The following is a 23,380-nucleotide window of genomic DNA, read 5'->3' on the forward strand; positions in this document are numbered from 1 at the left end:
GGAGGACAGAATGATCGATGACGCTATGGCCCTCGAGCAGATCAGGCGGTTGAAGGATCTGCTCGACGTCGAGGAGCTCGACCGGGACCTGTATCGCGGTGCCCGCCAGCCGGGCGGACAAGGCCGCGTCTTCGGCGGCCAGGTGATCGCGCAGGCGCTGGTCGCCGCGAGCCGCTCGGTCGATCACGGCCACGCGGCGCATTCGCTCCACGCCTATTTCATGCGCCCGGGTGATGAAGCGCTGCCGATCGTCTACCGCGTGGTACGCGACTATGACGGGCGCAGCTTTGCGACGCGGCGCGTGATCGCGCTCCAGAAGGGCATGCCGATCCTCAACATGGCCGCCTCGTTCCAGGTGCCCGAGGACGGGCTGCACCACCAGATCGAGATGCCCGAGGTCCCGTCGCCCGAGGCGCTGGTTTCCGAGGGCGATTATGTCCGCGCCAATGCGGCGACGCTGCCCGACCGGCTCGTCGAATGGATCGGGCGCGCACGTCCGATCGAGATCCGGCCGGTCGAGCCGCGCTGGGGCGATATGGCGCGGAAACGCCCGCCCGTGCAGCATTGCTGGTTCCGCGCGATCGCGCCGCTGGGCGACGACCAGGCGCTGCACCGCGCAGTGCTCGCCTATGCGTCGGACATGACCTTGCTCGGCACCTGTACGCTGCCGCACGGGGTCAACTGGCTGACGCACAATCTCCAGACGGCGAGCCTCGACCACGCGCTGTGGCTGCACGAAGATGTGCGTGCCGATGACTGGCTGCTCTACAGTTCGGACAGCCCCTGGACCGGGCACGCGCGCGGGTTCAACCGCGGCAGCATCTTCAGCCGCGACGGACGGCTGGTGGCGAGCGTGACGCAGGAAGGATTGATCAGGCTGCGCGGATAGCCGGCGTCACTTCACCTTGAAATGATCGATGAACAGCGCGAGCCGCCATTTCATGCGGTCGCGCAGCGTCTGGCCGGGACGGCGGATGACGTCGCCGATCAAAGTCTCGAGTTCGGCGTCGCCGATGACCATGTCGATATAGAGTTCGGCGGCCGCTTCGGGATCGTCGAACCTTGCGCGCCCCTCGACATTCCATGCGCGGAATATCTCGGCAAGCCCTGACACGCGCCCCAGATGGATGTCGCGATAGATCTCGCGCGCGAAGTCGGGATCGTTGAGGCTTTCGGAGATGAGCAGCCGCAGCATCGCCGCCTGGCGCGGCTCCATGACGAGCTCATAGATGCGCTCGGTGATGCTGTGCAGGATCGTGGCCGCGGATTCATCGCTATGAAAGAGCGCGTCGAATTCGGCGACATGCTCTTGCTTGCCCCGTTCGAACACAGCGCGGAGCAGCCCGTGCTTGTTGCCGAACAGCTCATAGGCGGTCGCCAGCGACCCCCCCGACCGGCGGATGATCGCGGCAAGGCTCACCCTGGCGAAACCCTGTTCGAGAAAGAGCGTTTCGGCGGCGTCAAGAATCGCCCGGCGCCGGTCATCGCGGCGCGCGCCCTGGGTCGATCCCGTCTTGGCATCCGTCGTTATGGCCTTCTCCACCAATGCACTCCTCTCCCCATTTTTTTGTCGTTGACGTGTAATGTACGTTACATTACTGGCACCCGCAAGCGGAATGCATTATGCATTTACGCGAGAATCACGCCAAGTCAGAGAAAGCGACGCGATGCGCCGGATGACGACTCCTCGAAATTCGGCGGCCGGTGCGCTTGCCGCGGTGCTTCTCATGCTGAGCGGCTGCTCGGGGGGCGAGCAACCCGCGCCGCCGCCCCCGGCGGTCGATATCGTCACGATTCGTCCGCAGGCGATCGACAATGTCATCGAGCTGCCCGGCCGCATCCAGGCCGTGCGCACCGCCGAGGTACGCGCGCGCGTAAACGGGATCGTCGAGCGCCGACTCTATGAGGAAGGCACCGACGTCCGCGCAGGCCAGCCGCTGTTCCAGATCGACCCGCGCGAGATGCGCGCCAGCCTCAACGCCGCGGAGGCGACGCTGGCGCGCAGCCGGGCGACCGCGGCCAATGCGCAGCAGGACGTCCAGCGCTATCAGGGGCTGATTGCCGATCAGGCGATCTCCAAGCAGGAATATGACGCCGCCGTCGCGCGGCTCAGAACCGCGCAAGCCGATGTCGCGCTCGCCAGGGCCCAGGTCGACACCGCACGGCTCAACCTCGGCTACAGCACGGTCACCGCGCCGATTTCGGGGCGCGCAGGCCGCGGCCAAGTGACCGAGGGCGCGCTCGTCAGCGCCGCCGCGGGCACGCTGTTCACGACGATCGAGCAGCTCGACACGGTCTATGTCAATTTCTCGCAGTCGAGCTCAGACGTGCTCGCGCTGCGCCGCGACGTGACCGCGGGGAGGCTTAAGATGCCCAAGGACGGGCGGCTGGCCGTTGAGCTCATCCTCGAGGACGGCAGCGCCTATGGGCTGGGCGGCCATATCGACTTCCTCGATCTCGCGATCGACGAGGCGACGGGCACCGCCGCGATCCGCGCGGAATTCCCCAACCCTGCGCGCCTGCTGCTCCCCGGCCAGTTCGTCCGCGCGCGCGCCAAGGCGGGCGTGCGGCCCGACGGCGTTCTCGTCCCGCAGCGCGCGGTGAAGCTAACCACGCAGGGCGCGACCGTGATGGTGGTGGGTGACAAGAACATGGCCACGGTGCGCAACGTCAAGCTGGGCGACCTTCAGGGCTCCAACTGGGTGATCCGCGAGGGATTGAAGGCGGGCGACCGCGTGATCATCAACGGCCTGCAGAAGGTGCAACCCGGGGCGCCCGTCACTATTGCGAAACCGGGCGCCGCGCCCGCCAAGCCCGTCGCGACGCGCTAAGGGAAAGAGCCGATGAGCCCCCGCTTCTTCATCGACCGCCCGGTCTTCGCCTGGGTCGTGGCGCTGTGCATCACGCTCGCAGGGCTCATCGCGCTGCGCGCGCTGCCCATCGAGCAATACCCGACGGTGGCGCCGCCTTCGCTGACGATCAACGTCACCTATCCCGGCGCCGATGCCGCGACGCTCGAGCAGAACGTCACGCAGATCATCGAGCAGGAGCTCAACGGCGTCGAGGGCTTCCTCTATATGTCGTCGACCAGCCGGTCGAACGGCACCGCCGAGATCACGGTGACCTTCGAGTCTGGCACCGACATCGATACCGCACAGATGGACGTGCAGAACAAGCTGCGCAGCGTCGAGGCACGCCTGCCCGAAGAGGTGCGGCGCCAGGGCATCCTGGTCGAGGAGGCCAATAGCGGCTTTCTCATGATCCTCGCGATCACGTCCAAAAGCGGCAACACCCCGACGCTCGAGCTTGGCCATTTCGCCGTGACACGCGTCATCGACGAGCTGCGCCGTGTTCCCGGGGTCGGTAATATCCAGTCGTTCAGTTCCGAATATGCGATGCGGATCTGGTTCGATCCCGACAAGCTCGCGACCTACAACCTGTCGCCCGCCGACGCGCTTGCCGCGGTGCAGGAGCAGAACAGCCAGTCACCCGGTGGCCAGCTCGGCGACCGCCCGCTTGCCGAGGGGATGGAGCTCAACGCGACCATCCTGACGCAGAACCGCTTCACCACGCCCGAACAGTTCGCGGGCATCATCCTGCGCGCCAATCCCGACGGGTCGGCGGTGACTCTGGGCGACGTCGCGCGTGTCGAGCTTGGCGCGCAGAGCTATCTGTTCAACACCGAGCTCAACGGCAAGCCGATGGCGGGCATAGCGGTCCAGCTCAAGCCCGGCGCCAATGCGCTCGCCACCGCAGAAGGCATCCGCGCGCGGATGGCCGAGCTCGAAAAGACGTTCCCGCAGGACGTCACCTGGTCGGTGCCGTTCGACACCACGCCCTTCATCCAGGTTTCGGTCGAGGAAGTCGTCAAGACGCTGGTCGAAGCGATGGTGCTCGTCTTCCTCGTCATGTTCCTGTTCCTGCAGAACTGGCGCGCGACGATCATCCCGACGATCGTGGTGCCGATCGCGCTGGCGGGCGCATGCCTCGGCCTCTGGCTGTTCGGATTTTCGATCAACGTGCTGTCGCTGTTCGGCATGGTGCTCGCGATCGGTATCCTCGTCGACGATGCGATCGTCGTGATCGAGAATGTCGAGCGCATCATGGCCGAGGAACACCTCTCCCCCTATGAGGCGACGGTGAAGGCGATGGGCCAGATCACCTCGGCGATCATCGGCATCACATTGGTGCTGATCGCGGTGTTCATCCCGATGGCCTTCTTTCCCGGCTCGACAGGCGGCATCTACCGCCAGTTTTCGGTGACGCTTGCGATCTCGATCGCTTTCTCGGCCTTGCTCGCGCTGACGCTCACGCCTGCGCTGTGCGCGACCTTCCTGCGCCCGCACGAGGTGCAGGAGGAGGAACCGACAAATCCCGTCCTGCGCTTCCTTCACCGCTTCTTCGCACGCTTCAACAGCTGGTTCGGGCGTGTCACCGATCGCTATCAGGGCGGGGTCGGACGCATACTCGGGCGGCCCCTGCGCTTCCTCGGCATCTTCGTGGCGCTGGTCGGCATCACCGTCTTCCTGTTCGGTCGCCTGCCCGGCAGCTTCCTGCCGCAGGAGGACCAGGGCTATCTGATCACCGTGGTCCAGGCGCCGCCGGGGGCGACGACCGAACGCACCGATGTCGCGATCGAGCAGGTCAAGGCCTTCTATCGCCAGCAGCCGCAGGTGAAGGACGTCGTCTTCGTGCGCGGCTTCAGCTTCTTCGGCCAGGGCCAGGCCAACGCGATCGCCTTCGTGCCGCTGAAGCCGTGGGAGGAACGCCCGGGCAAGGAAAATCGCGCCGACACGCTCGCAGGCAAGGCGATGGGCATGATCATGCAGGTCAAGGACGCCTTCGTCTTCACGCTCAATCCGCCCTCGATCTCCGAACTGGGCGTCGCCTCGGGCTTCACCTTCAAGCTGCAGAACCGCGGCGGCGCCGACTATGCCGCGCTGCTCGCGGCGCGCAACCAGCTGCTCGGCATGGCATCGCAGAGCCCCGTGCTCGCGGGCGTCCGGCCCGAGGGGCAGGAGGACGCGCCCCAGCTGCGCGTCCAGATCGACCGGATCAAGGCGCGCGCGCTGGGGCTCTCGATCGCCGACGTCAACGCCACCCTCGCGATCGCCTTCGGCAGTGCCTATGCCAACGACTTCACGCGCGACGGCCGCATCCTGCGCGTGCTGCTCCAGGCCGACGCGCCGACGCGCATGACGCCCGAGGACGTCCTCGAGCTGAAGGTCCGCAGCGCGCAGGGACAGATGGTGCCCTTCGGCGCCTTCACCACGGTCGACTGGACCGCGGGGCCGCCGCAGGTCGACCGCTATAACGGCTATCCGGCGATGACGATCTCGGGCGAGCCCGCACCCGGCCGCTCGACGGGTGAGGCGATGGCCGAGATGGAGCGTCTCGCGGCGCAGCTGCCCGACGGCTTCGGCTTCGAATGGACGGGCATCTCGTACGAGGAAAAGCAGTCTGCAGGCCAGATCGGGCTGCTGCTCGGCCTGTCGCTGATCGTCGTCTTCCTGCTGCTTTCGGCGCTCTATGAAAGCTGGGCGATCCCCGTCGCGGTGCTGCTCGTCGTGCCGCTGGGCGTGCTCGGCGCGGTGCTGTTCTCGATGCTGCGCGGGCTTTCGGCGGACGTCTATTTCAATGTCGGGCTGGTTACGATCATCGGACTTGCCGCCAAGAACGCGATCCTGATCGTCGAGTTCGCGATCGAGCAGGAGGCGGAGGGCAAGGCGCCGCTCGAAGCGACGATGGAGGCGGTCAAGCTGCGCCTGCGCCCGATCATCATGACCTCGCTCGCCTTCATCCTCGGCATGGTGCCGCTGGTGATCTCGAGCGGCGCCGGCGCCGCCAGCCGCATCGCGGTGGGCAGCGGCGTGATGGGCGGCATGATCGCCGCCACCATCCTCGGCATCTTCTTCATCCCGCTCTTCTATCTGTCGGTGCGCAACTGGCTGTCGCGCCAGCGTCCGCCCGCGCCCGCCGAGAAGGGCCATCACGATCCGGAGCCCGGACATGCGTAAGGCCATTATCCCCGCAACGCTGCTGGCCACGACGCTGCTCGCGGGCTGCAATATGGCGCCCAAACATGTCCGCCCCGACATGCCCACGGCCCCGGCCTATCCGCAGAGTTACGCGGGCGACGTCACGATCGGGCAGCGCGCGACCGAGATCGGCTGGCACGACTTCCTTGCCGACCCGCAGCTCGAAGCGCTCGTCACCGCGGCCATCGCGCACAACCGCGATCTCGCGGTCGCGGTGGCGCAGATCGAGGAAGCGCGCGGCCAGTATCGCATCCAGGATTCGAGCCGGCTGCCCAATGTCGTCGCCACGGGCGAGGCGACGCGCAGCCGCACGCCGCTCGCCTCGGCGGGGGTACCCGGACAGCAGGGTTCGATCACCCTCGATCGCTATTCGGTGGGGGTCGGCGTTTCCGCCTTCGAACTCGATTTCTGGGGGCGCGTGCGCAACCTCTCCGAAGCCGCGCGCTCGGAGTATCTCGCCACGGTCGAGGCCGAGCGTGCGTTTCGCCTCGCGCTGCTGCGCGATGTCGCCTCGACCTATTTCGCGGGACGCGAAGCCGCCGAGCGTATCGCGCTTGCCGAAGCGACGGTGCGTTCGCGCCAGGAGGGTTTGCGCATCGCCAGGCGCCGGCTCGATGCGGGGGTCACGTCCGCGCTCGATTTCCGCCAGTCCGAATCGCTGCTGACCCAGGCCGAGACCGAGCTTGCGGGGCTACGGCTGGCCAAGGCGCAGAGCGACAATTTCCTGGCCGTGCTGACCGGAGGCCCGGTGTCCGAAACGCTGCCTGCCCCGCTGCCGCTCGCGCGCCAGGCGAGCCCGGTGGGGCTCGCCGCGGGGCTGCCCTCCGAACTGCTCGTCGCGCGCCCCGACATCATCGCGGCCGAGGAACGGCTGCGCGCCGCGCGCGCCAATATCGGCGCCGCACGTGCGGCGTTCTTCCCGACGATCTCGCTCACCGGGACGCTCGGCTTCGCGTCGGACTCGCTGGGCAATCTGGTGGGCGAGGACGGCTTCAGCTGGAGCTTCGGCCCCTCTATCAGCCTCCCGATCCTCGATTTCGGGCGCACCAAGGGCAATCTCACGGTCGCCGAGGCGCGCGAGAACATCGCGATCGCGAGCTATGAGAAGACTGTCCAGACCGCGTTCCAGGAAGTGGCCAACGCGCTCGCCGGACGGCGCTTTCTTGCCGATCAGGTCGCCGCGCAGGAACGCGGGACCGAGGCGCAACGGCGCATCGCGCGGCTCGCGCAGACGCGCTATCGCGAGGGTGTCGCCGGCTATCTCGAAGTGCTCGACGCCGAGCGCAACCTATTCTCCGCCGAACAGGCGCTGCTCCAGCTGCGCCGGACCCAGGCCGACAATCTGGTGGCGCTCTATGTCGCGCTGGGCGGCGGGCCGGTAGAGCGCGCGGGGCCGCAGCGCTAGACTCGGTTTCACGTGAGTTGAAACACTTGGCCGTCGCCCCAGCGAAAGCTAGGGCGACACCGAGATTCAATTTCAGTGGAACAGACTCTGGGATCGTTCGCACGCGAAGGGATCGAGCCGTACCCGGCTCGTGTCCCCCCTGTGTTTCGACATGGGATCGCGGAAAACCGCGGGAAAATCGATTATCAGTGCCAGCGACTGCCATTGGCGACGAGATCGTGCGCCGGATAGGAGGTCACCGTCGGATAGCCGAAAAGATCGCGTTCGACTTCGCGCCCGATGTGGACGCGCAGCGGATCGCGTGCCGCGGGGTTCACCTTCTCCCCCTCGGCGGTGAGCAGATTGGCGGCGATGGCCTTGGCAACCATGTGCGTGCGATTGCGCGCCTGGAGCTTGAGACGAACATTGTCGATATGGCGTTCGACCGTTCGCGGCGCGATATCAATGCGCTGCGCGACTTCTTTTGCCGAATAGCCCTGCGCGACAAGTTCAAGAATCTGGTATTCGCGGCAGGTAAGCCCCGACGCACAATCATACTGGTCATTCATATCGCTTCCCCTTTTATGCTGGGGGCGCTCGTGACGTGACCTCTATTATTATGTCCTGCGAGTCGCTCTGTTTCGCAAAGTAATGCACGCGAAATATTACACTAATCATCGGAAAAGGGAAAAACCGATCGGTAGAAATACCGGCGACCCCCGGAGCATCCCCTGACTCTTCACTAACTCCTTGTCAATACAGGATGGTAACCAGAAGCGCAAGGATCAATCCGCCGTACTACGTAGAATTACGCGGCGTAATATACCGACAGATTTTTCCCTTTCTTAAGAAGCATTTGCCAAACAGGCTCGGATAGCTCGAAAATCTGTTGTCGCCGTGCAATCTGGCCCTTTGTTATTGCAAAACAACGATTTTCAACCAGTGCGGCGCGCTCGTGCGTCCTATTGGCAACTCTACGCGCCTGCTCCCGGCGCGTTATTCGTGACAAATCGCAAAGCCCACCGGAAATGTCGGGAATATGACCTTGGCGTCCGCGCGGCGGACATCGAAGTTGCAGTCCTGCCTCGCCAACGGTGAGCGTTACGCCTTCGACATACTGACAGGAGAGATACAGCTAGCCGCTTCGATCGCTCGCCCGGCGATCCGACTCGGGCCGCGCCCGGCCGGACAGGTTGAGGCGTGCGCCGGCGCCATCCTCGTGCAGGTCACCCGCGACCGCCTTCAGTCGCCGGGCCTCGACGACGCGTACGATCTGCGGCGCGTCGAGCACGATCAGCCCGCGCCGGACGAAATCGGAGATCGTCCGGCTGACGGTTTCGATGGTGAGCCCCAGATAATCGGCGATGTCGCTGCGCGACATTGGCAGCGTGATCCGATTCGCCGCGCCCGTGCGTTCGCCGAAAGCGAGCAGGAACGCCGCCAGGCGCTCGGCAGCGGTGCGGTGGCCGAGAAGGAAAATGCAATCCTCGGCGCTCTTGAGCGCGCGCTGCAGTGCGCCGTCGTCGATCAGCGCATCCCGGCTGAAATGGCGCTGCGCGAGCACCTGATCGGTGACCGCCTCGGCGGACGCCTTGTAGACGTCATGATCGACCCCGAAGACGTCGCCCGGGTAGAAAAAGCCCATAAGCTGCCGGCGGCCGTCGGGATAGAGACGGCAGGTGCGCACAATGCCCGAGACCACTTCGAACCAGCAATCGGCATGGTCATCCTGCCGATAGAGCACCTCGGCCTTGGCATAGCTGAGGAGCGATCGCGCGTGCTCTTTGTCGTCTCGCAGCGGCTGCGCATTGAGCGTTATCAAGAGATATCCCCTCTGCCTGCCAACAAAAGCTAACAGTACGCGCCTGGGCGGGGGAGTCTGTGACCGTACGTACGTAAAATTGCTGACAAAGCATCAAATGGCAAATTTTCTTGGGTTAATTTGAGCATTACGCTCAGCAACCCGGTGAATTGCTTTACGCATATTTATGGTGCGCCGCAATGTGCGGATTTTCAAAAGAAATATGGCGGTAATATGAGATACCATATGCCTGGCGCGATTTCAGCCCTCGCGCGCAGTTGGGCGGCCGAACAGGAGCGGCATCACGCGGTGCGTCGCAGCCGGGACATCGGCGGAACACCGATTTTCGATCCGCGCAGCGCGCCCTATCGGCGCGCGGATTCGGTCACCACATAGGTCGCGCCGCCGGCCGAGGACACCTCGAGCCTGGCGGTCCAGTCCTTGCCGGCGTCCATCTCGACACGGGACATCACGCTGGGCCCGCGCTGGAGCACGGTTGTGCCGCGATGGCGCGTTGTCGATGCGCCGCTGACGTCAAGCGCATAGCGCACGCGCATGGGCGTGTCCGCGCTGCCAATGACCAGCAGCAGGATCTTGCCCGCACTTCGGTGCACCTCCATGCGGACGGGCCTGGTCTCCCGGGCACCTGCCTCGCCGTCGGCGGCAAGCGCGCTCATATGGGCGGCATCCGCGATCAGCAGGCCGAGCAGGGCCGCACGGCGCCAGCCCCGCGCCATGTCACTGGCCGCCGCCCGGCGGCAGCACGACCACGCCGATCCCGCGAGGAATGTCCTTGCCGTCGAGGTGCTGCGGATCGGGGGGCGCGGTGTCGCGCGTGAAGATATCGATCCCGCCCGGATTCTGGTTGAGAAACGCCGTAAGCGTGTCGGGACCGATCTCGCGCGCGATCAGCTCGGGGGTCGGCTGTTGACCGCGCTGGCGGATGAGTTCCCAGGCGCGCGCGACCTCTGCGGTGAGATCGCGCTTGTCGGTCGACGCAAGCGCGGGCTCGCTCTCGACCGCAGCGGGGTCGGCCTCGAGATCCCCGGGAAGCTGCGAGACGCTGATCGCCGCCCTGCCATCGGGCGCGCCCAGATCGTCGACATGGACATCGACCGTCTTGGGGGCGGCGAGCTGATCGACCGCCAGTTCGGCGACATTGCGCGCGGGCGGCGGTTCGGACGCCAGCAGCAATAGGGCGAGTGTGAACGTCATCATGTCATCAGCGGCCTAGGTGCCGCTGCCCTGGGTGATCGCGATGCTGGCGCCGCCATTCTGGGTGATGCCCAATGTGAGGCCATTGCCGTTCTGCGTCAGCGTCGCGCTGTTGCTGTCGTTATTCTGGGTAAGGCTGAGGTTGTTGTCCATGCCATTCTGCGCCAGCAGCGCCTGATTGGCATCGCCCGCCTGGATCAGCTCGATGCGGTTGAGCCCCGCGGCATAGGCCGATTGCGCGATCTCGGCGCGATTATCGGTTCCGCTCTGGAGGATCTCCGCCGCATTGGCGCCGCCGGTCCCGGCATTCTGCTCAATGACGGTCGCGTTGCCCGCGCCGATGCTCGTCAGACCGAGCGCATTGGCGCCGGCGCCCGACTGGCGGACGACATGGCTCTGCGCGTCGCCCGCGAGCGCGATCGTCGCGCTGTTGGCGCTGCCGCTCTGGGTGACCGACAGCGTCCCGCCATTGCCGATCTGGTCGATATAAACGCTGCTGTTAAGCGCAGCGCTCTGATCGACAAGCACGCTTTGCGCATTGCCGCTGCTGTTAACGGTCGCGCTCGATTGGGCGAAGGCGATGCCCGGCAGGGCAAGAAGCGCAAGGGCGGACAGGACGCGCATGGCGGCACTCCTCGAATTCAAAAAAGGGCGGGCGGGGAGGCGAGCGACCCGCCTCCCCGCCCTAGGGCATTACTGGGTGACGGTGGCGGTGTTGCCGGTGCCCGTCTGATTGATCGTCGACGCATTAAAGCTGGTCGACTGCGTCACGTTGGCGGTGTTGTTGGTGCCATGCTGATTGATCAGCGACCAGTTGTCGTTGCCCGACTGCGTGACATAGGCGTCGTTGCCGCTGTCATACTGATTGACAAACGACGTGTTGTCGTCGCCGCCCTGACGGACCTCGGCATAGTTGCCCGAGCCGAACTGATCGACGTCCGACAGGTTGTCGTTGCCATCCTGCGAGACAAAGGCATTGTGCATCATGCCGCTCTGGTCGACGCGCGACACATTGTCGTCGCCGCTCTGATTGACGTCGGCGTCATGGTCCCTGCCGCTCTGGTTCACGTACGAGGCATTAGCGTTGCCGCCCTGCTCGACCTCGGCATACTGGTCCCTACCGCTCTGGGTCACGAACGAGTCGTTATCGTCTCCGCCTTGCCAGACCGAGGCTTGCTGACGCAGCCCATTTTGGCTGATCTGCGAGAAGTTGGCATCGCCGATCTGTTCGACATGCGCGATATCCTGCTCGTCCGCGGTGGAGAAGATGCCACCCGAGCGAACCTGGTTGACGGTCGAGACATTCTGATCGCCCGTCTGGCTAACCTGTACTTCCGAATTGTCGGTCGTTTCGGAGACTGTTGACGTGTTGTGAATGCCGGTTTGGGTGACGTCCACGTCCGAGCCAAATCCTATACGGGTTCCCAGGAGCCCCGGACCGCCGGACTGACCGACTGTCGAAAGGTTCCTGTCGCCGCTCTGCGCAACGTCGACAGTCGCGCCTGCTCCGACCTGCGTGACTACGGAATCGTTCTCGGTGCCATCCTGCGCCACTTCGACGCGCACGCCGGCACCGGCCTGCCCAACGTCTGAGACGTTGCGGGCACCGCTCTGCGTGACCGAGACGTCGCCATTGTCGGTGAGCTGGCCGACATTGGATTCGTTGTAGGACCCGTCCTGATCGACCGATACCTTGGAGTCGCCGGCGACCTCGACAACATCCGAACTGTTGTGGTTGCCGTCCTGGCTGACGGTGACCTTGGAATCCTCGGCCGCCTGCAACACGCCCGACTCGTTCCATTCGCTCGTTGCCAGCGTGCCGCCCTGCGTGACCTTCACCTTCGAGTCCTCAGACGTCTGGGCGACGATCGAGCCGTTGTTCGCGCCCGTCTGGCTGACGGTGACCTTCGAGTCACTGGCGAGCTGATCGACGATCGAGTTGTTGGACTGTCCGTTCTGCGTAACGAACACATCGCTGCCGCCAAGGGCGGTTTGCTCGACGGTCGACTCGTTGTCACTGCCCGTCTGGCTCACGTCGACCGCACCATGCGTGCCATTCTGCGTGACAAAGGAGCTATTGTCCTCGCCATTCTGGCTGACATCGGCATCGTTGCCGCTGCCCGACTGGCTGACGATGGACAAGCTGCCGTTGCCGGCGATGCCGGGGCCCGACTGCTGATAGACGGTCGCGGTGCTGTTGGCGCCGGTCTGGTTGATCAGCGAGGTATTGTCCTCGCCATACTGGGTCGACGACGCATTGGAACCGTCAGCGGCGGCGCTCTGCAAGATCGTGGAGAGATCGCCTTCGCCATTCTGGTCGATTGCGGCGGTGGCGCCATCGGCGTCTTGGTCGATCGTCGCCTGGTTCATGCGATTGGCGGCGCCCGGCGCGGGCCGGTTGGCGTTGAGCTGGACCACGGTTGCGGTCGAACCATTGCCCGACTGGTCGACATCGGACGCATTGCCCTCGCCGGTCTGGGTAACGCCCGTTGTCGATGCACCCGACTGAAGGATGTTCGAATCATTGGTCGGATCGTTGTCTGTCGGCGCGTCGACGCTGCTGTTCTGGCTGACCGTGGCAGTGGCGCCAACGCCGCCCGCCGACTGGGTGATCTTGGAAAGATTGTCCGCTCCGGCCTGGGTCACCGTGGCATCGTTGCTCTGGTCGCTCTGTATGATCGTCGAGTCCGAGCTTTGTGCGGCGCTCTGCGTAACCGTCGCGCTCTGGCCACTGCCCGATTGGGTGATGGCGCTGGTCGAATCGCTCGCCACCGCAGCGGTCGAAAGTGCGGCGGTCGAAACGGCCGCGAGAAGTAGCTTTTTCATTTTTCAAGCTCCGAAGACGGGTCCGGCCTCCGGGGAAGCCGGACCCGCAGGGAAATTACTGCGTGACCGTGGCGAAGCTGCCCGTGCCCGACTGGAGCACCGACGAGATGTTGCCGTTGCTCAGCTGGGTAACCGATGCCCAGTTGTCGGCGCCCGGCTGGGTGATGACCGAGCTGTTGAGCGTGCCAGCCTGCGTCGTGAGCGCGATGTTACTGCCGCCCGTCTGATTGATCAGGGCATCGTTGTCGGTGCCGGTCTGGTTGATGTCGGCATATTCGTCGAAGCCACCCTGGAACACCGTCGCGGTGTGCAGTGTGCCATCCTGATCGATGTAGGATTCGCCGCCGATGTTGATCTGCTCGACATAGGCCATCTGCGAGGTGCCCGCCTGGTTGATGGTCGACGCGTTGCCATAGCTCGTGTCGCCGCCAAACTGCGTGACGCCCTGCTTGACGGTGGCGCTGCTGTTCGAAGCCGACTGGTTCACCACCGAATACTGCCAGTCGTCCTTCTGCGTCACCGTCACCGTGCTCGCATTGCCCGACTGGGTGATGTTCGAGATGTTGTCGAGGATGGCGGTCTGCGCATTCTGGTCGACCGTGGCGGTGTTGCCGCTGCCCGACTGAAGGATCGTCGAGACATTGAGCGGCGCCTCGTTGCCCGGATACTGATCGCCATCGTCGGTCTGCGTGACGGTGGCGTTGTTGCCGCTGCCCAGCTGGTCGATCGTCGACGATGCGCCGTCAACGCCGAACTGCGTGGTGAGCGCGGTGTTGCCGTTGCCGCCCTGGTTGACGATGGCCTGCTGCGGCCCGACGCTCTGGAGGACGTCGGAATTGTTGCTGCTGCCGCCCTGCGCGACATTCGCCTGGCTGCCGGTGCCGCTCTGGCTCACATAGGAGTCATTGCTGCCACCCGACTGGCTGACGATCGCGGAATGGTCGGTGCCCGTCTGCTGGACATTGCTGTTGTTGAAGAACCCGGTCTGCGACACGTCGGCGATGTGGCTGCCGGTGCCGCCCTGATTGACCAGCGAGGTGTTCTCATAGGTCACGCCCGCGCCGCCGGGACCGCCCGTCGAATTCTCGAGCCCCTGAACCACGGTCGCCGAGTTGCCGTCCGAGGTCTGGATCACGTTCGAGGTCTGGCCGTCGTCGCGCTGCTTAACACTGGCGCCGTTGTTGCTGCCCGACTGCTGGACCGTCGAGTTGTTCTGCTCATAGGGCGGCGTATTGAACGAGCTCTGCAGATACTGGTCGACCGTCGCAGTGTTGCCGGTGCCCGACTGCTGGACGTTCGAGTTCTGGATCGGCGCGGTGCCCGTGCCGTCATCGCGCTGCGTCACGTTGGCGGTGTTGGTCCCGCCCGACTGGTTGACGATCGAGGCGGCGCCAGTCTGCGCGCCCGACTGGGTGACGGTCGCGTTCTGGCCCGACCCGCTCTGGGTCACCGTGCTCGTCGAGTTGTTGGCATGCGCCGCGGTGGTCAATGCCATCACCGACGCCGCCGTCAGAAGAAGCTTTTTCATCTTGTTCACTCCCTATCTGGGCATTCTGCCCGCGGCGCCGCCGATATGACGGCGCACGCCTTTCAAGCCGGAAGGGTGTGACTGCGGCAGGCCGGCCCCTGAGCAGCCCGCGGAGACGAAGGGAGTTGTGAGGAAGCATTCGCACCGCGCGACCCGACACCGAAACCGCGCATTGATTGCCTGCGCGCGCCCGTTGTGTCACAGTTGCGGCGTGAGTGCTTCACTCACAACCCGGCCGACGTTCCGCGAACGTCGTCCGCACCGGCCCGTCAGCGCCATGACGCCAATCTCGTCGCTGGCGGGCCACCCGATACAAACCGCCCCGTTTCGGAGGCAGCAAACTCAAAAGCTACTGGCCGGGATTGCGGTTCTCGCAATTCCACGAACTGCAATTTTGCATGGTCTCCTTGTACGCCTCGGACACCGCGCGGCGATCGACGATCGCGACCGGCCCCTCCCTTGGGGGCTGCAAGGGCGACCCGGGCTTTCCGGCCACTGCCGGCGGCTGGGCCGCAACCGCCCTGGCCGTGCCTTGCGGCCGTTTTGCCGGGACAGCACGCGCCGAATGCGGCATGGCCGCACTGGATTGCGGCGCGACCTTGGCTTGCCGGGCCGGCATGCCGGTCGCGGGAAGCGGCCGGGCCGCAAGCACTTCCGCGGCGGCGGGCGCATGGACGGCCTGTGCCGCGCCAACCGGCTGCATCGGCGCGATGAGCTGGGTCGAGCGCTGCGCCGCGCAGGCGCCGGTGAGCGGCGATCCGTCCGCACGCGGCGGCAATTTGCCCTCGCCCTCGTCAAGGCTATCGCGCTCCTCGACATAGGCGCGCAGCATCTGCGTCGAATATTCGTCGGTCGTCGCGAAACACCAGAGGTTCTGCGTCGCGCCTTCCATGATCAGCGCATAGACCGCCTTTTCGATCGCCTGCTGCATCGCGAGCTGATCGGGCTCGTTATAGGTGAAGCCCGCATCCATCTCGAGCAGGTCCTTGAACGAGACGTAGCGGAAGACATTGGCCGCGACCTGCATCGAGGCGATCGACTTGCGCACGCTGACCGAGCTCAGCACCTCGCCGGTCTTCACGCTCACCGCGCGGAGATAGAGCGTTACCGTGTCCTCGCGATATTGCGTGCCCCCGCCGATCCCGAGGAAACGCGCGCCCGATCCCCCCGTCTTGACGTTGGAATCGAAGCCGACGATCCCGCCCTCGAGCAGGATTCCCGCAAAGAGCAGCGGCGGCAGCGCTTGCGGATTGATGCGCTTTTCGCCGAGATAGCTCGCGCGCATTTCGCGGATCACCGCGCGTTCGCGCAGCACGTTGTCGAGCTTTTCGCGCTCGATCACCTGGAACCACTGGCGATTGCCCGCATCCTGCAACGCCTTGATCAGGATCGAGGTGGCGCCCTGCGTCACCGCGCGCGACAATGTCTGCACATTGTCGGTCGGCTTGAACTGGCCCGTCTGATCGGTAAAGCCATAGACCGCGACGGCCACCCGCTGATTGGTCGGCGGCAGCGCGAGCAACCGGTTCTGGATCGGCGACGGCTTGGTCATCTTCGCCGTATCCCAGACCTCGGGATTGTGGACGGCGCAGCCGGACAATGTGCCTGTCAGCAGCAGCATCGCTGCCGCGATTTTGAACGCTCTGCGGATCATGGCTTAGCCTGCTCCTCCCTGAAGCAGGGGGACGATAATCTCGGTCACCGACCCATCGGCATGGTTCGTGATCGTGAGCGTCACCGAGTCCGCGCCGCGAACAAACGCGATCTCCTGGTCGCCGAACTTGATCAGGCCGGCATCCTGCGCACCGTCGCCGAAGATCACATCGGTGATCTGCGAAGCGAGCGAGGACAGCAGGCGGCTTTGCAGCGTCCGCAGGAATTGCGACGCCGGATCGTTGCTCGTGACGCTCGCGGGATCCTTATATTTGTTGATCGCATTGGCAATGCCGAGCAGGTGCGCCGAGTTGAAGGGATTCCCTCCGAATGACGGATTGACCGGCTGATAGACCATATCTGAGGCCCGGGCTTGCGATGCTGCAAGAACGCCCAGGGCGGCGCACGACAGTGCCGCCCAACGAGATTTGAACACGCGAACTCTCCCCCACGAAAGGATTCGAAGAAGCCTGAGACGCGACCCCAGTCGGGCTTCTGGACGGCCCGATACCTCTTTTAACTTTCTATTAACACATAATCCATCGGCTTTTTTCTAATGTCAAATCATTCGATGTTAACCATAAAACCGGGCGCGCCACCGTCGGAAAATATTACCTGGAAGGGGCGCAGCCGATGTCGCCGGCGCCAGCGGCGCGCGAATCGAGTCGGATTCGGGCATGACGCGCTTTCGTTTCGCGCAACATGCGGGGACTATCGAGCCGATCTGTGTTGATTCAGCCTAGAGCTGGCGGAGCGCGCGCGCAGGGCGGACCGACATCAGCGGGATCGATCCGATCAGCCCAATGCCGAGCGTCAGCAGCGCGCCGCCCGCGAGCGTGCCGAGCACGGTACCCCAATCGGGGGCCCATCCGAAGTCGAAGACCCGCACGATCACATACCATGCGGCCGCACTGCCGAGCGCAAGCGCAACAAGCGCAAGAATCGCAGCGAGCAGTCCATATTCGAGCGTCTGCGTGCCAAGCACCTGGAGCCGCGTCGCGCCCAGCGTCTTGAGGATCACGCTGTCGTAGCTGCGCGCCTGACGCGACGCCGCGATCGCGCCGATCAGCACTGCGATTCCCGCGAAGATCGCGACCGAGGCCGCGATGAGGATGGCGCTCGACATCTGGTCGAGCAGGCCGCCGACCTGGCTGATCACGTCGCCCACCGCGATCACCGACACGCCCGGAAACGCGCCGAGCAATGCGCGCGTCACCGCAGCGTCGCGATCGGGCGGCATGGTGATCGTCGCCGCCAGGCTGTGCGGTGCACTGGCGAGCGCGTTAGGCGAGAAGACGAGGACATAGTTGAAGCCCATCGTGTCCCAGTTGACCTTGCGCAACGAGGCGATCCGCGCCTCGATCTCGCGGCCGAGCACGCTGACGGTCAATGTGTCGCCCACGCCGATGCCCAGCGTTGTCGCGGCTTGCGCGTCGAGCGAGATCAGCGGCGGGCCGCTATAGCTGGCGGGCCACCATCTGCCCGCGACGAGATCGCTGCCCTCGGGAAGCGCGGCGCTGTAGGTGACGCCCCGTTCGCCGCGCAGGAACCATGCGCCCTCGGGCAATTCCGTCAGATCGGCGACGCGCTGCCCGGCATAGGCGACGATCGTGCCGCGAAGCGCGGGAACGATGTTGATCTGCGGATCGTGCGCCGCGCCCGCGACGAGCGTGCGGAAGCGCGACTCCTCGGTGGCGGGGATGTCGAGGACGAACAGATTGGGTGCCTTTTTGGGGACGGTCCGGCTGATCTCCGCGTCGAGGCTGGTCTGGATGCCCGCAAGCGTCACGAACAGCGTCAGCGCGAGCCCGAGCGCGATCACGAGCGCGGAGGTCTGCGCGCCCGGCCGATAGAGGTTGGCGATGGCGAGCCGCCAGAGCGGCCGGCGCGGGCGCGGCACCCGCTTCGCCAGCCGGCTTATGCCCCAGCCAAGCAGGAGGAGGAGCAGAAGCACCGCGGCGGTCGCGCCGAGCACGGCGGCGGAGAAAACCGGCTCGCGCGCGGTGATGAGGGCGAGCCCGACCAGCGCCGCGCCCGCCAGCGTCACCAGTAGAGCGCTGCGGCGCTCGATGCGCCGGTCGGGATCGACATGCGCGCGAAAGATCGCCGCCGCGGGCTGTGTCCTTGCGCGCGCCAGCGGCGGCAGCGTGAAGATCAGCGCGATGAGCAGGCCATAGGCGGCGCTCGTCGCGAGCGGTAAGGGATGGAGCTGGAAACCCGGGCGGACGGGCAGCATGTCCCCCGCAAGCGCGACGATGGCGGGCGGCAGCAATGCTCCCACCACGAGCCCGCAGCCGATCGCGAATGCGGCGATAGCGCCGACTTGCAACAGATAGATCCGCGCAATGTCCCCCGAGCTCGCGCCGAGCACCTTGAGCGTCGCGATCCCCGGACGCTTGAGCGCGAGATAGGAGGACACCCCGTTGCTGACGCCGATCCCCGCGATCACCAGCGCGGTGAGCCCGATCAGCGACAGGAACTGCCCCATCCGTTCGAAGAAGCGGTTGGCGCCGGGCGCCGCGCGGTCGCGGTCCTTGAACTCCCAGCCCGCCGAGGCATGGCGCTTCTCGAGCCGTTCGCGCAGCGCCGCCGCGTCGGTGCCGGCCGCGAGGCGCAGGCGGTATTTGCTCTCGAACAGGCTGCCCGGCTGGATCAGCCCGGTGCGGCGCACGCCCTCGATAGAGACGAGCGCAACGGGGCCGAGCGTGAAACCCTCTCCTACGCGATCGGGCTCGTCGGCGATGACGTCCGCGATGATGAAATGGGCCTCGCCATAGCGCAGCCGATCCCCCGGCGCGACGGCGAGGCGGTCGGCCAGCGCTTCGCCGACCAGAATCCGGTCGGGCGCGAGCGGCGGGGCATAGGTCCCGTTGCGCAGCGCAAGCGTGCCGAACAGCGGATAGGCGTCGTCGACGCCCTTGAGTTCGGTGAGCACCGCCGCGGGGGCATCGTCCCCCGCCCCGCCCGTGCGCTGCGCCATGGCGCGCATGCGGATCGTCTCGCTCAGCATTCCCAGCTTGCGCAATTCGGCCTTTTCCCCGGCGCTCGCCTCGCGCTGGGTCATCGCGATCTCGATATCGCCGCCCAGAAGCGTCTGGCCGCGCGCGGCGAGCTCGTCGGTGATCGATGCGGTCAGGCTCGCGATTGCCGCGAGCGTCGCGACGCCCAGAAAGAGGCAGACGAAGAGCAGCCGCAGCCCGCGGAAGCCCGCATGGAGGTCGCGGCGCGCGATGCGCCAGCTCCCGCGCCAGCCGAGATCGTTCACGGGTGCCGCTCGGCGATGATGCGGCCATCGCGCATCTCGACGATGCGATCGCAATGCCCCGCCAGCGCGGGATCATGCGTGATGATCAGCAAGGTCGCGCCCGTTGCCTGGCGGCGCGCGAAGAGCAGGTCGATCACCGCCGCGCCCGTGGCGGCGTCGAGATTGCCCGTGGGCTCGTCGGCAAAGAGGATCGCGGGGCCGGGCGCCACCGCGCGCGCGATCGCCACGCGCTGCTGCTCGCCCCCCGAAAGCTGCGCGGGATAATGATGGAGCCGGTGGCCGAGCCCGACCGCGGCGAGTTCGTCGGCGGCGCGCGCAAAGGCGTCCCCCTCGCCTGCGAGCTCGAGCGGGACCGCCACGTTCTCCAGTGCGGTCATCGTCGGCAGCAGGTGGAAGGACTGGAGGACGATCCCGATCCGGCCGCGCCGTGCGCGCGCCAGCGCATCCTCGTCGAGCGCGCCGTGATCGACACCGCCGACGATGACGCTGCCGCTGCTCGCGCGCTCGAGCCCCGAGAGCACCGCCATCAACGAAGACTTTCCCGAACCCGAAGCGCCGAGGATCGCCAGGCTTTCGCCGGGCGCGATGTCCAGATCGATACCCTTCAGGATCTCGACCGGCGCCTCGCGGGTCCCCAGCGACAGGGTGACATTGCGCGCGCGGATCGCCATAGCGTCGAGATCAACGGGTGCGTGCATGAAGAGGGGATACTCCTTGGCGGGCGGATTCTGGCAATATGGAGCGGCTTTGCTGATTGTCCAGCTGGCGACGGGCTGTTCGCCGGCGGAACAGGAAGCCGATGCGCCCTCGAACGTCACCAGTACGCAGGCTCCCGCCGCGCCCGCTGCCCCCGCCGCGGACGCGCGGCTCGTCGTCGCCTTCGGGGACAGTCTCTTTGCCGGCTACGGCCTCGCACAGGATCAAGGCTTTGCCCCCGCGCTCGAACGGCGCCTCTCCTCGCGCGGCGTCAAGGCGCGCGTGTTCAACGCCGGCGTCTCGGGCGATACGAGCGCCGCGGGCCTGCAACGCCTCGCCTTCACGCTCGACGGGCTCGACCGCAAGCCCGATCTCGTCATCGTGGGGCTCGGTGCGAACGACATGCTGCGCGGCCTCAGCCCCGAGGTGACGCGCGACAATCTCGACGCGATCCTGAGCGAGCTGAAAAGACGCGGCATTCCGGCGATGCTGACCGGCATGCTGGCCGCCCCCAATATGGGACCTGATTATGCCAGGGCCTTCAACCCGATCTATCCCGAGCTCGCGAAGAAGTACGGCGTAGAGATCTATCCTTTCTTCCTTGACGGCGTGATCGGCAACCGCGCGCTGCTGCTCCCCGACGGCATGCACCCCAATCCCGATGGCGTGGACATCGTCGTCGACCGGATCGCGCCGCTCGTGGCAACGAACCTCGCTCAACCGACCGCGGGGGCCCGCTGATCCCGGACATGGCCGGGATCGTCCTGCAGATTCGGCCGCAATAGAGCCAGCCGCCACGCTCGCGTGCGCGGCGCGAGGCTTGCGTAATAACCGCCACCCGTTTCGCTTTGCATTCCACTTCGGTACCGTTTTCCATGCAATTCGGAGCGACCCGGACGCGCTTGCGCGTTGCGCGGCAAAGGCCGGTAAGGGGGTTTGATGCCCGAGCAGGTCCAATGAACCCAGCGGCGCCGCCCGTGCCGGCGCGACGGCTCTGCATTGGCGTCACCGGCCATCGCGCGACGCATCCGCGGGTTGCCGCCAACCATGCCCGGATAGAAGCGTGTTTCGGCGCCATCCTCGATTGCATCGACCGCGGCGTTTCGCTCGCCCCGGCGATACCCAACGCCCCGCCCACAGCTCAGACGCGGCTGCATTGCCTGCTCGCCGACGGCGCCGACCAGATTGCGGCGCGGCTTGCGCGCGATCGCGGCTGGGAGCTGTCGTGCCCGCTGCCCTTTGGCCGGCAGCTCAACACGGCGATCAATACGGCGCCGGGGACGGCGGTCGATGCGCGGGCGCTGCTGGCGGGGAAACCCGTCGCCGACGCCCCGACCGCCGCGCGTGCCGCGACGCTCGAGGCGTTCTATCGTGACGCGCGGCTGTTCGAACTGGCCGACCGCGACGCGCGGATCGCCGCGCTGTTCCTGGCACGCTGGACCGAGTCCGACGCCGCCGAGTCCGCGCGGCTGTTCGGCGCCGAAGCCTCGCAGCGCATCGCACTCGCAGGAATTGCGCTGGTCGAGCAATCCGACATCGTCATCGCGCTGTGGGACGGCGTCACCACCGCGCATGTCGGGGGTACGGGCCACACCATGGCGGCTGCGCTCGACCGCGGCTCGGCGGTGATCTGGATCGATCCCGCGGAGCCCGAAGCTTGGCGAATCCTGCATGCACCCGAATCGCTCGCAACGCTGACCGACGGCGAAGAAAGCGCAGGCCGTGACGCCGCGCTGCTTGCGCTGGTGCGCACCGCGCTCGACCCCGATGGCGAAGCGCCACAGCCCCGCGTAGCAGGCGACCTCGGGCTCGCCACGCTGACGCAGGAACGCTGGCACGGCCGCAGCAATCCGCTCGCGCATGGCTATCGCCGCGTCGAGGCGCTGTTTGGCGGCGATCAGGGTCTGTCGCCCTTCCGCTCGATCGTCCAGCACTACGAGCCCCCCGAACAGGTCGGCAGCGGCAGCGGCGCGATGCTTCTGGCCGAGGTCCGCGCGCTGCCCCAGGGCGACCCGAATCTGCCCGGCGCGATCGAACGCGCGGTGCTGCGCCGTTTCGCCTGGGCCGACGGGATCTCCGCGCGATTGTCGGATGCCTATCGCGGCGGGATGATGGCCAGCTTCCTGCTGTCGAGCCTCGCCGTCGTGGGCGGCATCATCTATCTGCCGTTCTTCAGCACCGAAGGGAAATGGCCGTTCGCGCTGCTGGAACTGCTGCTTGTCGCGGGCATCCTGGTCATCACCTTCACCGGACAGCGCCAACGCTGGCATGGGAGATGGTTCGAGACGCGGCGCGTTGCCGAGTATCTGCGGCACAGCCCGTTGCTGATCCTGCTTGGCGTGACCCGTCCGCCCGGACGCTGGCCGCGCGGCACGACAACGTCATGGCCCGAATGGTATGCCCGCCAGGCCATCCGCGAAATCGGCCTGCCGCGGGTGACGATAAGCTCCGCCTATCTGCGTCAGGCGCTGGAAGGCCCGCTGGCCGAACATGTCACGTCGCAGCGCGACTATCATTTCGCCAAGGCGCACCGGCTGAAGCGCGTCCATCATCGCCTTGACCTGCTATCGGGCGTGCTCTTCCTGTTCGCGGTGATCTCGGTCGTCGCCTATCTCGCGCTCAAGCTGGCGACTTCGCTGGGCTATTTCGATGCCGAGCTGCTGGTCCATGCCTCCAAATATTTCACGCTGTTCGGGGTGATCTTTCCGTCCTTCGCCAGCGCGATCGCGGGCATCCGCTTCTTCGGCGATTTCGAGCGGTTCGCCGCGATTTCGGAAGTCGCCGCCGAGAAGCTCGATGCGGTGCATCGACGGATCGAACTGTTGCGCGCAGCGCCCGACAGCGCGCTCGATTACGCGTCGGTCGCCGAGCTGGCCCACGCGACCGACGCGATCGTGGTCGCCGAAATCGAGAGTTGGCAATCGGTGTTCGGAGGAAAGCAGATTTCGATCCCTGCCTGAAACGGAGAATGGAC

General features: G+C 65.9%; 19 protein-coding genes. 7 read left to right on the forward strand and 12 right to left on the reverse strand.

Going from position 1 to position 23,380, the window contains the following annotated elements:
• Window positions 1-10: 10 nt before the first annotated feature.
• Window positions 11-889, forward strand: a complete 879-nt coding sequence (locus AC3WJD_RS02315) for an acyl-CoA thioesterase (RefSeq protein WP_492744162.1) — start codon at window positions 11-13, stop codon at window positions 887-889.
• Between the two features lie 6 nt (window positions 890-895).
• Here AC3WJD_RS02315 and AC3WJD_RS02320 read toward each other — a convergent pair whose 3' ends face one another.
• On the reverse strand, window positions 896-1,543 hold the full coding sequence (locus tag AC3WJD_RS02320) for a TetR/AcrR family transcriptional regulator (RefSeq protein ID WP_492744163.1): 648 nt from the start codon (window positions 1,541-1,543) through the stop codon (window positions 896-898).
• 133 nt (window positions 1,544-1,676) lie between these two features.
• On the opposite strand from AC3WJD_RS02320, the gene AC3WJD_RS02325 reads away from it, so the two are divergent.
• Genes AC3WJD_RS02325 through AC3WJD_RS02335 form a run of 3 tightly spaced genes read left to right on the forward strand, consistent with a single transcriptional unit; the run spans window position 1,677 to window position 7,443 of the window.
• A complete protein-coding gene (locus AC3WJD_RS02325) occupies window positions 1,677-2,831 on the forward strand; it encodes an efflux RND transporter periplasmic adaptor subunit (protein ID WP_492744165.1) in 1,155 nt (384 codons plus the stop codon).
• Between the two features lie 12 nt (window positions 2,832-2,843).
• Window positions 2,844-6,017 carry a multidrug efflux RND transporter permease subunit gene (locus AC3WJD_RS02330; protein WP_492744166.1) on the forward strand — a complete coding sequence of 1,058 codons (3,174 nt, stop codon included), beginning with the start codon at window positions 2,844-2,846 and terminating at the stop codon, window positions 6,015-6,017.
• On the forward strand, window positions 6,010-7,443 hold the full coding sequence (locus tag AC3WJD_RS02335; protein WP_492744167.1) for an efflux transporter outer membrane subunit: 1,434 nt from the start codon (window positions 6,010-6,012) through the stop codon (window positions 7,441-7,443). Before AC3WJD_RS02330 ends, AC3WJD_RS02335 begins: the two co-directional genes overlap by 8 nt.
• Before the next feature lie 185 nt (window positions 7,444-7,628).
• Here the strand turns inward: AC3WJD_RS02335 and AC3WJD_RS02340 are convergent, their stop codons facing one another.
• On the reverse strand, window positions 7,629-7,991 hold the full coding sequence (locus AC3WJD_RS02340) for a LuxR C-terminal-related transcriptional regulator (RefSeq protein WP_492744169.1): 363 nt from the start codon (window positions 7,989-7,991) through the stop codon (window positions 7,629-7,631).
• A 566-nt stretch (window positions 7,992-8,557) separates the two neighbouring features.
• Window positions 8,558-9,244, reverse strand: a complete 687-nt coding sequence (locus AC3WJD_RS02345) for a helix-turn-helix domain-containing protein (protein ID WP_492744171.1) — start codon at window positions 9,242-9,244, stop codon at window positions 8,558-8,560.
• A gap of 120 nt (window positions 9,245-9,364) precedes the next feature.
• On the opposite strand from AC3WJD_RS02345, the gene AC3WJD_RS02350 reads away from it, so the two are divergent.
• On the forward strand, window positions 9,365-9,619 hold the full coding sequence (locus AC3WJD_RS02350) for a hypothetical protein (protein WP_492744172.1): 255 nt from the start codon (window positions 9,365-9,367) through the stop codon (window positions 9,617-9,619).
• On the opposite strand, the gene csgH is transcribed toward AC3WJD_RS02350, so the two are convergent.
• The 9 genes from csgH to AC3WJD_RS02395 form a co-directional block, all read right to left on the reverse strand.
• Entirely contained in the window at window positions 9,589-9,960 is a 372-nt protein-coding gene (gene csgH / locus AC3WJD_RS02355; RefSeq protein WP_492744173.1) for a curli-like amyloid fiber formation chaperone CsgH, read from the reverse strand. The genes AC3WJD_RS02350 and csgH overlap by 31 nt on opposite strands.
• Window position 9,961: 1 nt before the next feature.
• The gene (locus tag AC3WJD_RS02360; RefSeq protein ID WP_492744175.1) at window positions 9,962-10,441 is read right to left on the reverse strand and encodes a hypothetical protein; all 480 of its coding nucleotides are present in this window, start codon (window positions 10,439-10,441) and stop codon (window positions 9,962-9,964) included.
• Window positions 10,442-10,453: 12 nt separating this feature from the next.
• On the reverse strand, window positions 10,454-11,062 hold the full coding sequence (locus AC3WJD_RS02365; RefSeq protein WP_492744177.1) for a hypothetical protein: 609 nt from the start codon (window positions 11,060-11,062) through the stop codon (window positions 10,454-10,456).
• Between the two features lie 69 nt (window positions 11,063-11,131).
• Entirely contained in the window at window positions 11,132-13,264 is a 2,133-nt protein-coding gene (locus tag AC3WJD_RS02370; protein WP_492744178.1) for a beta strand repeat-containing protein, read from the reverse strand.
• Between the two features lie 55 nt (window positions 13,265-13,319).
• Entirely contained in the window at window positions 13,320-14,792 is a 1,473-nt protein-coding gene (locus tag AC3WJD_RS02375; RefSeq protein ID WP_492744180.1) for a beta strand repeat-containing protein, read from the reverse strand.
• Window positions 14,793-15,141: 349 nt separating this feature from the next.
• Window positions 15,142-16,446 (reverse strand): CsgG/HfaB family protein, encoded by a 1,305-nt coding sequence (locus AC3WJD_RS02380; RefSeq protein WP_492744182.1) that lies wholly within the window; start codon window positions 16,444-16,446, stop codon window positions 15,142-15,144.
• A 3-nt stretch (window positions 16,447-16,449) separates the two neighbouring features.
• Entirely contained in the window at window positions 16,450-16,881 is a 432-nt protein-coding gene (locus AC3WJD_RS02385) for a curli assembly protein CsgF (RefSeq protein ID WP_492744183.1), read from the reverse strand.
• A gap of 303 nt (window positions 16,882-17,184) precedes the next feature.
• Window positions 17,185-19,710: an ABC transporter permease gene (locus AC3WJD_RS02390; RefSeq protein WP_492744185.1), complete on the reverse strand. Its 2,526-nt coding sequence runs from the start codon at window positions 19,708-19,710 to the stop codon at window positions 17,185-17,187.
• Window positions 19,707-20,408 (reverse strand): ABC transporter ATP-binding protein, encoded by a 702-nt coding sequence (locus AC3WJD_RS02395; RefSeq protein WP_492744187.1) that lies wholly within the window; start codon window positions 20,406-20,408, stop codon window positions 19,707-19,709. The genes AC3WJD_RS02390 and AC3WJD_RS02395 overlap by 4 nt, the downstream gene beginning before the upstream one ends.
• Between AC3WJD_RS02395 and AC3WJD_RS02400 the strand changes: the two genes are divergently transcribed.
• Window positions 20,407-21,147, forward strand: a complete 741-nt coding sequence (locus AC3WJD_RS02400; RefSeq protein ID WP_492744188.1) for an arylesterase — start codon at window positions 20,407-20,409, stop codon at window positions 21,145-21,147. The genes AC3WJD_RS02395 and AC3WJD_RS02400 overlap by 2 nt on opposite strands.
• A 215-nt stretch (window positions 21,148-21,362) precedes the next feature.
• A complete protein-coding gene (locus AC3WJD_RS02405) occupies window positions 21,363-23,366 on the forward strand; it encodes a hypothetical protein (RefSeq protein WP_492744190.1) in 2,004 nt (667 codons plus the stop codon).
• Window positions 23,367-23,380: the final 14 nt, after the last annotated feature.

The organism is Sphingobium sp. FW306-1B-F04DB (genome assembly GCF_058781925.1).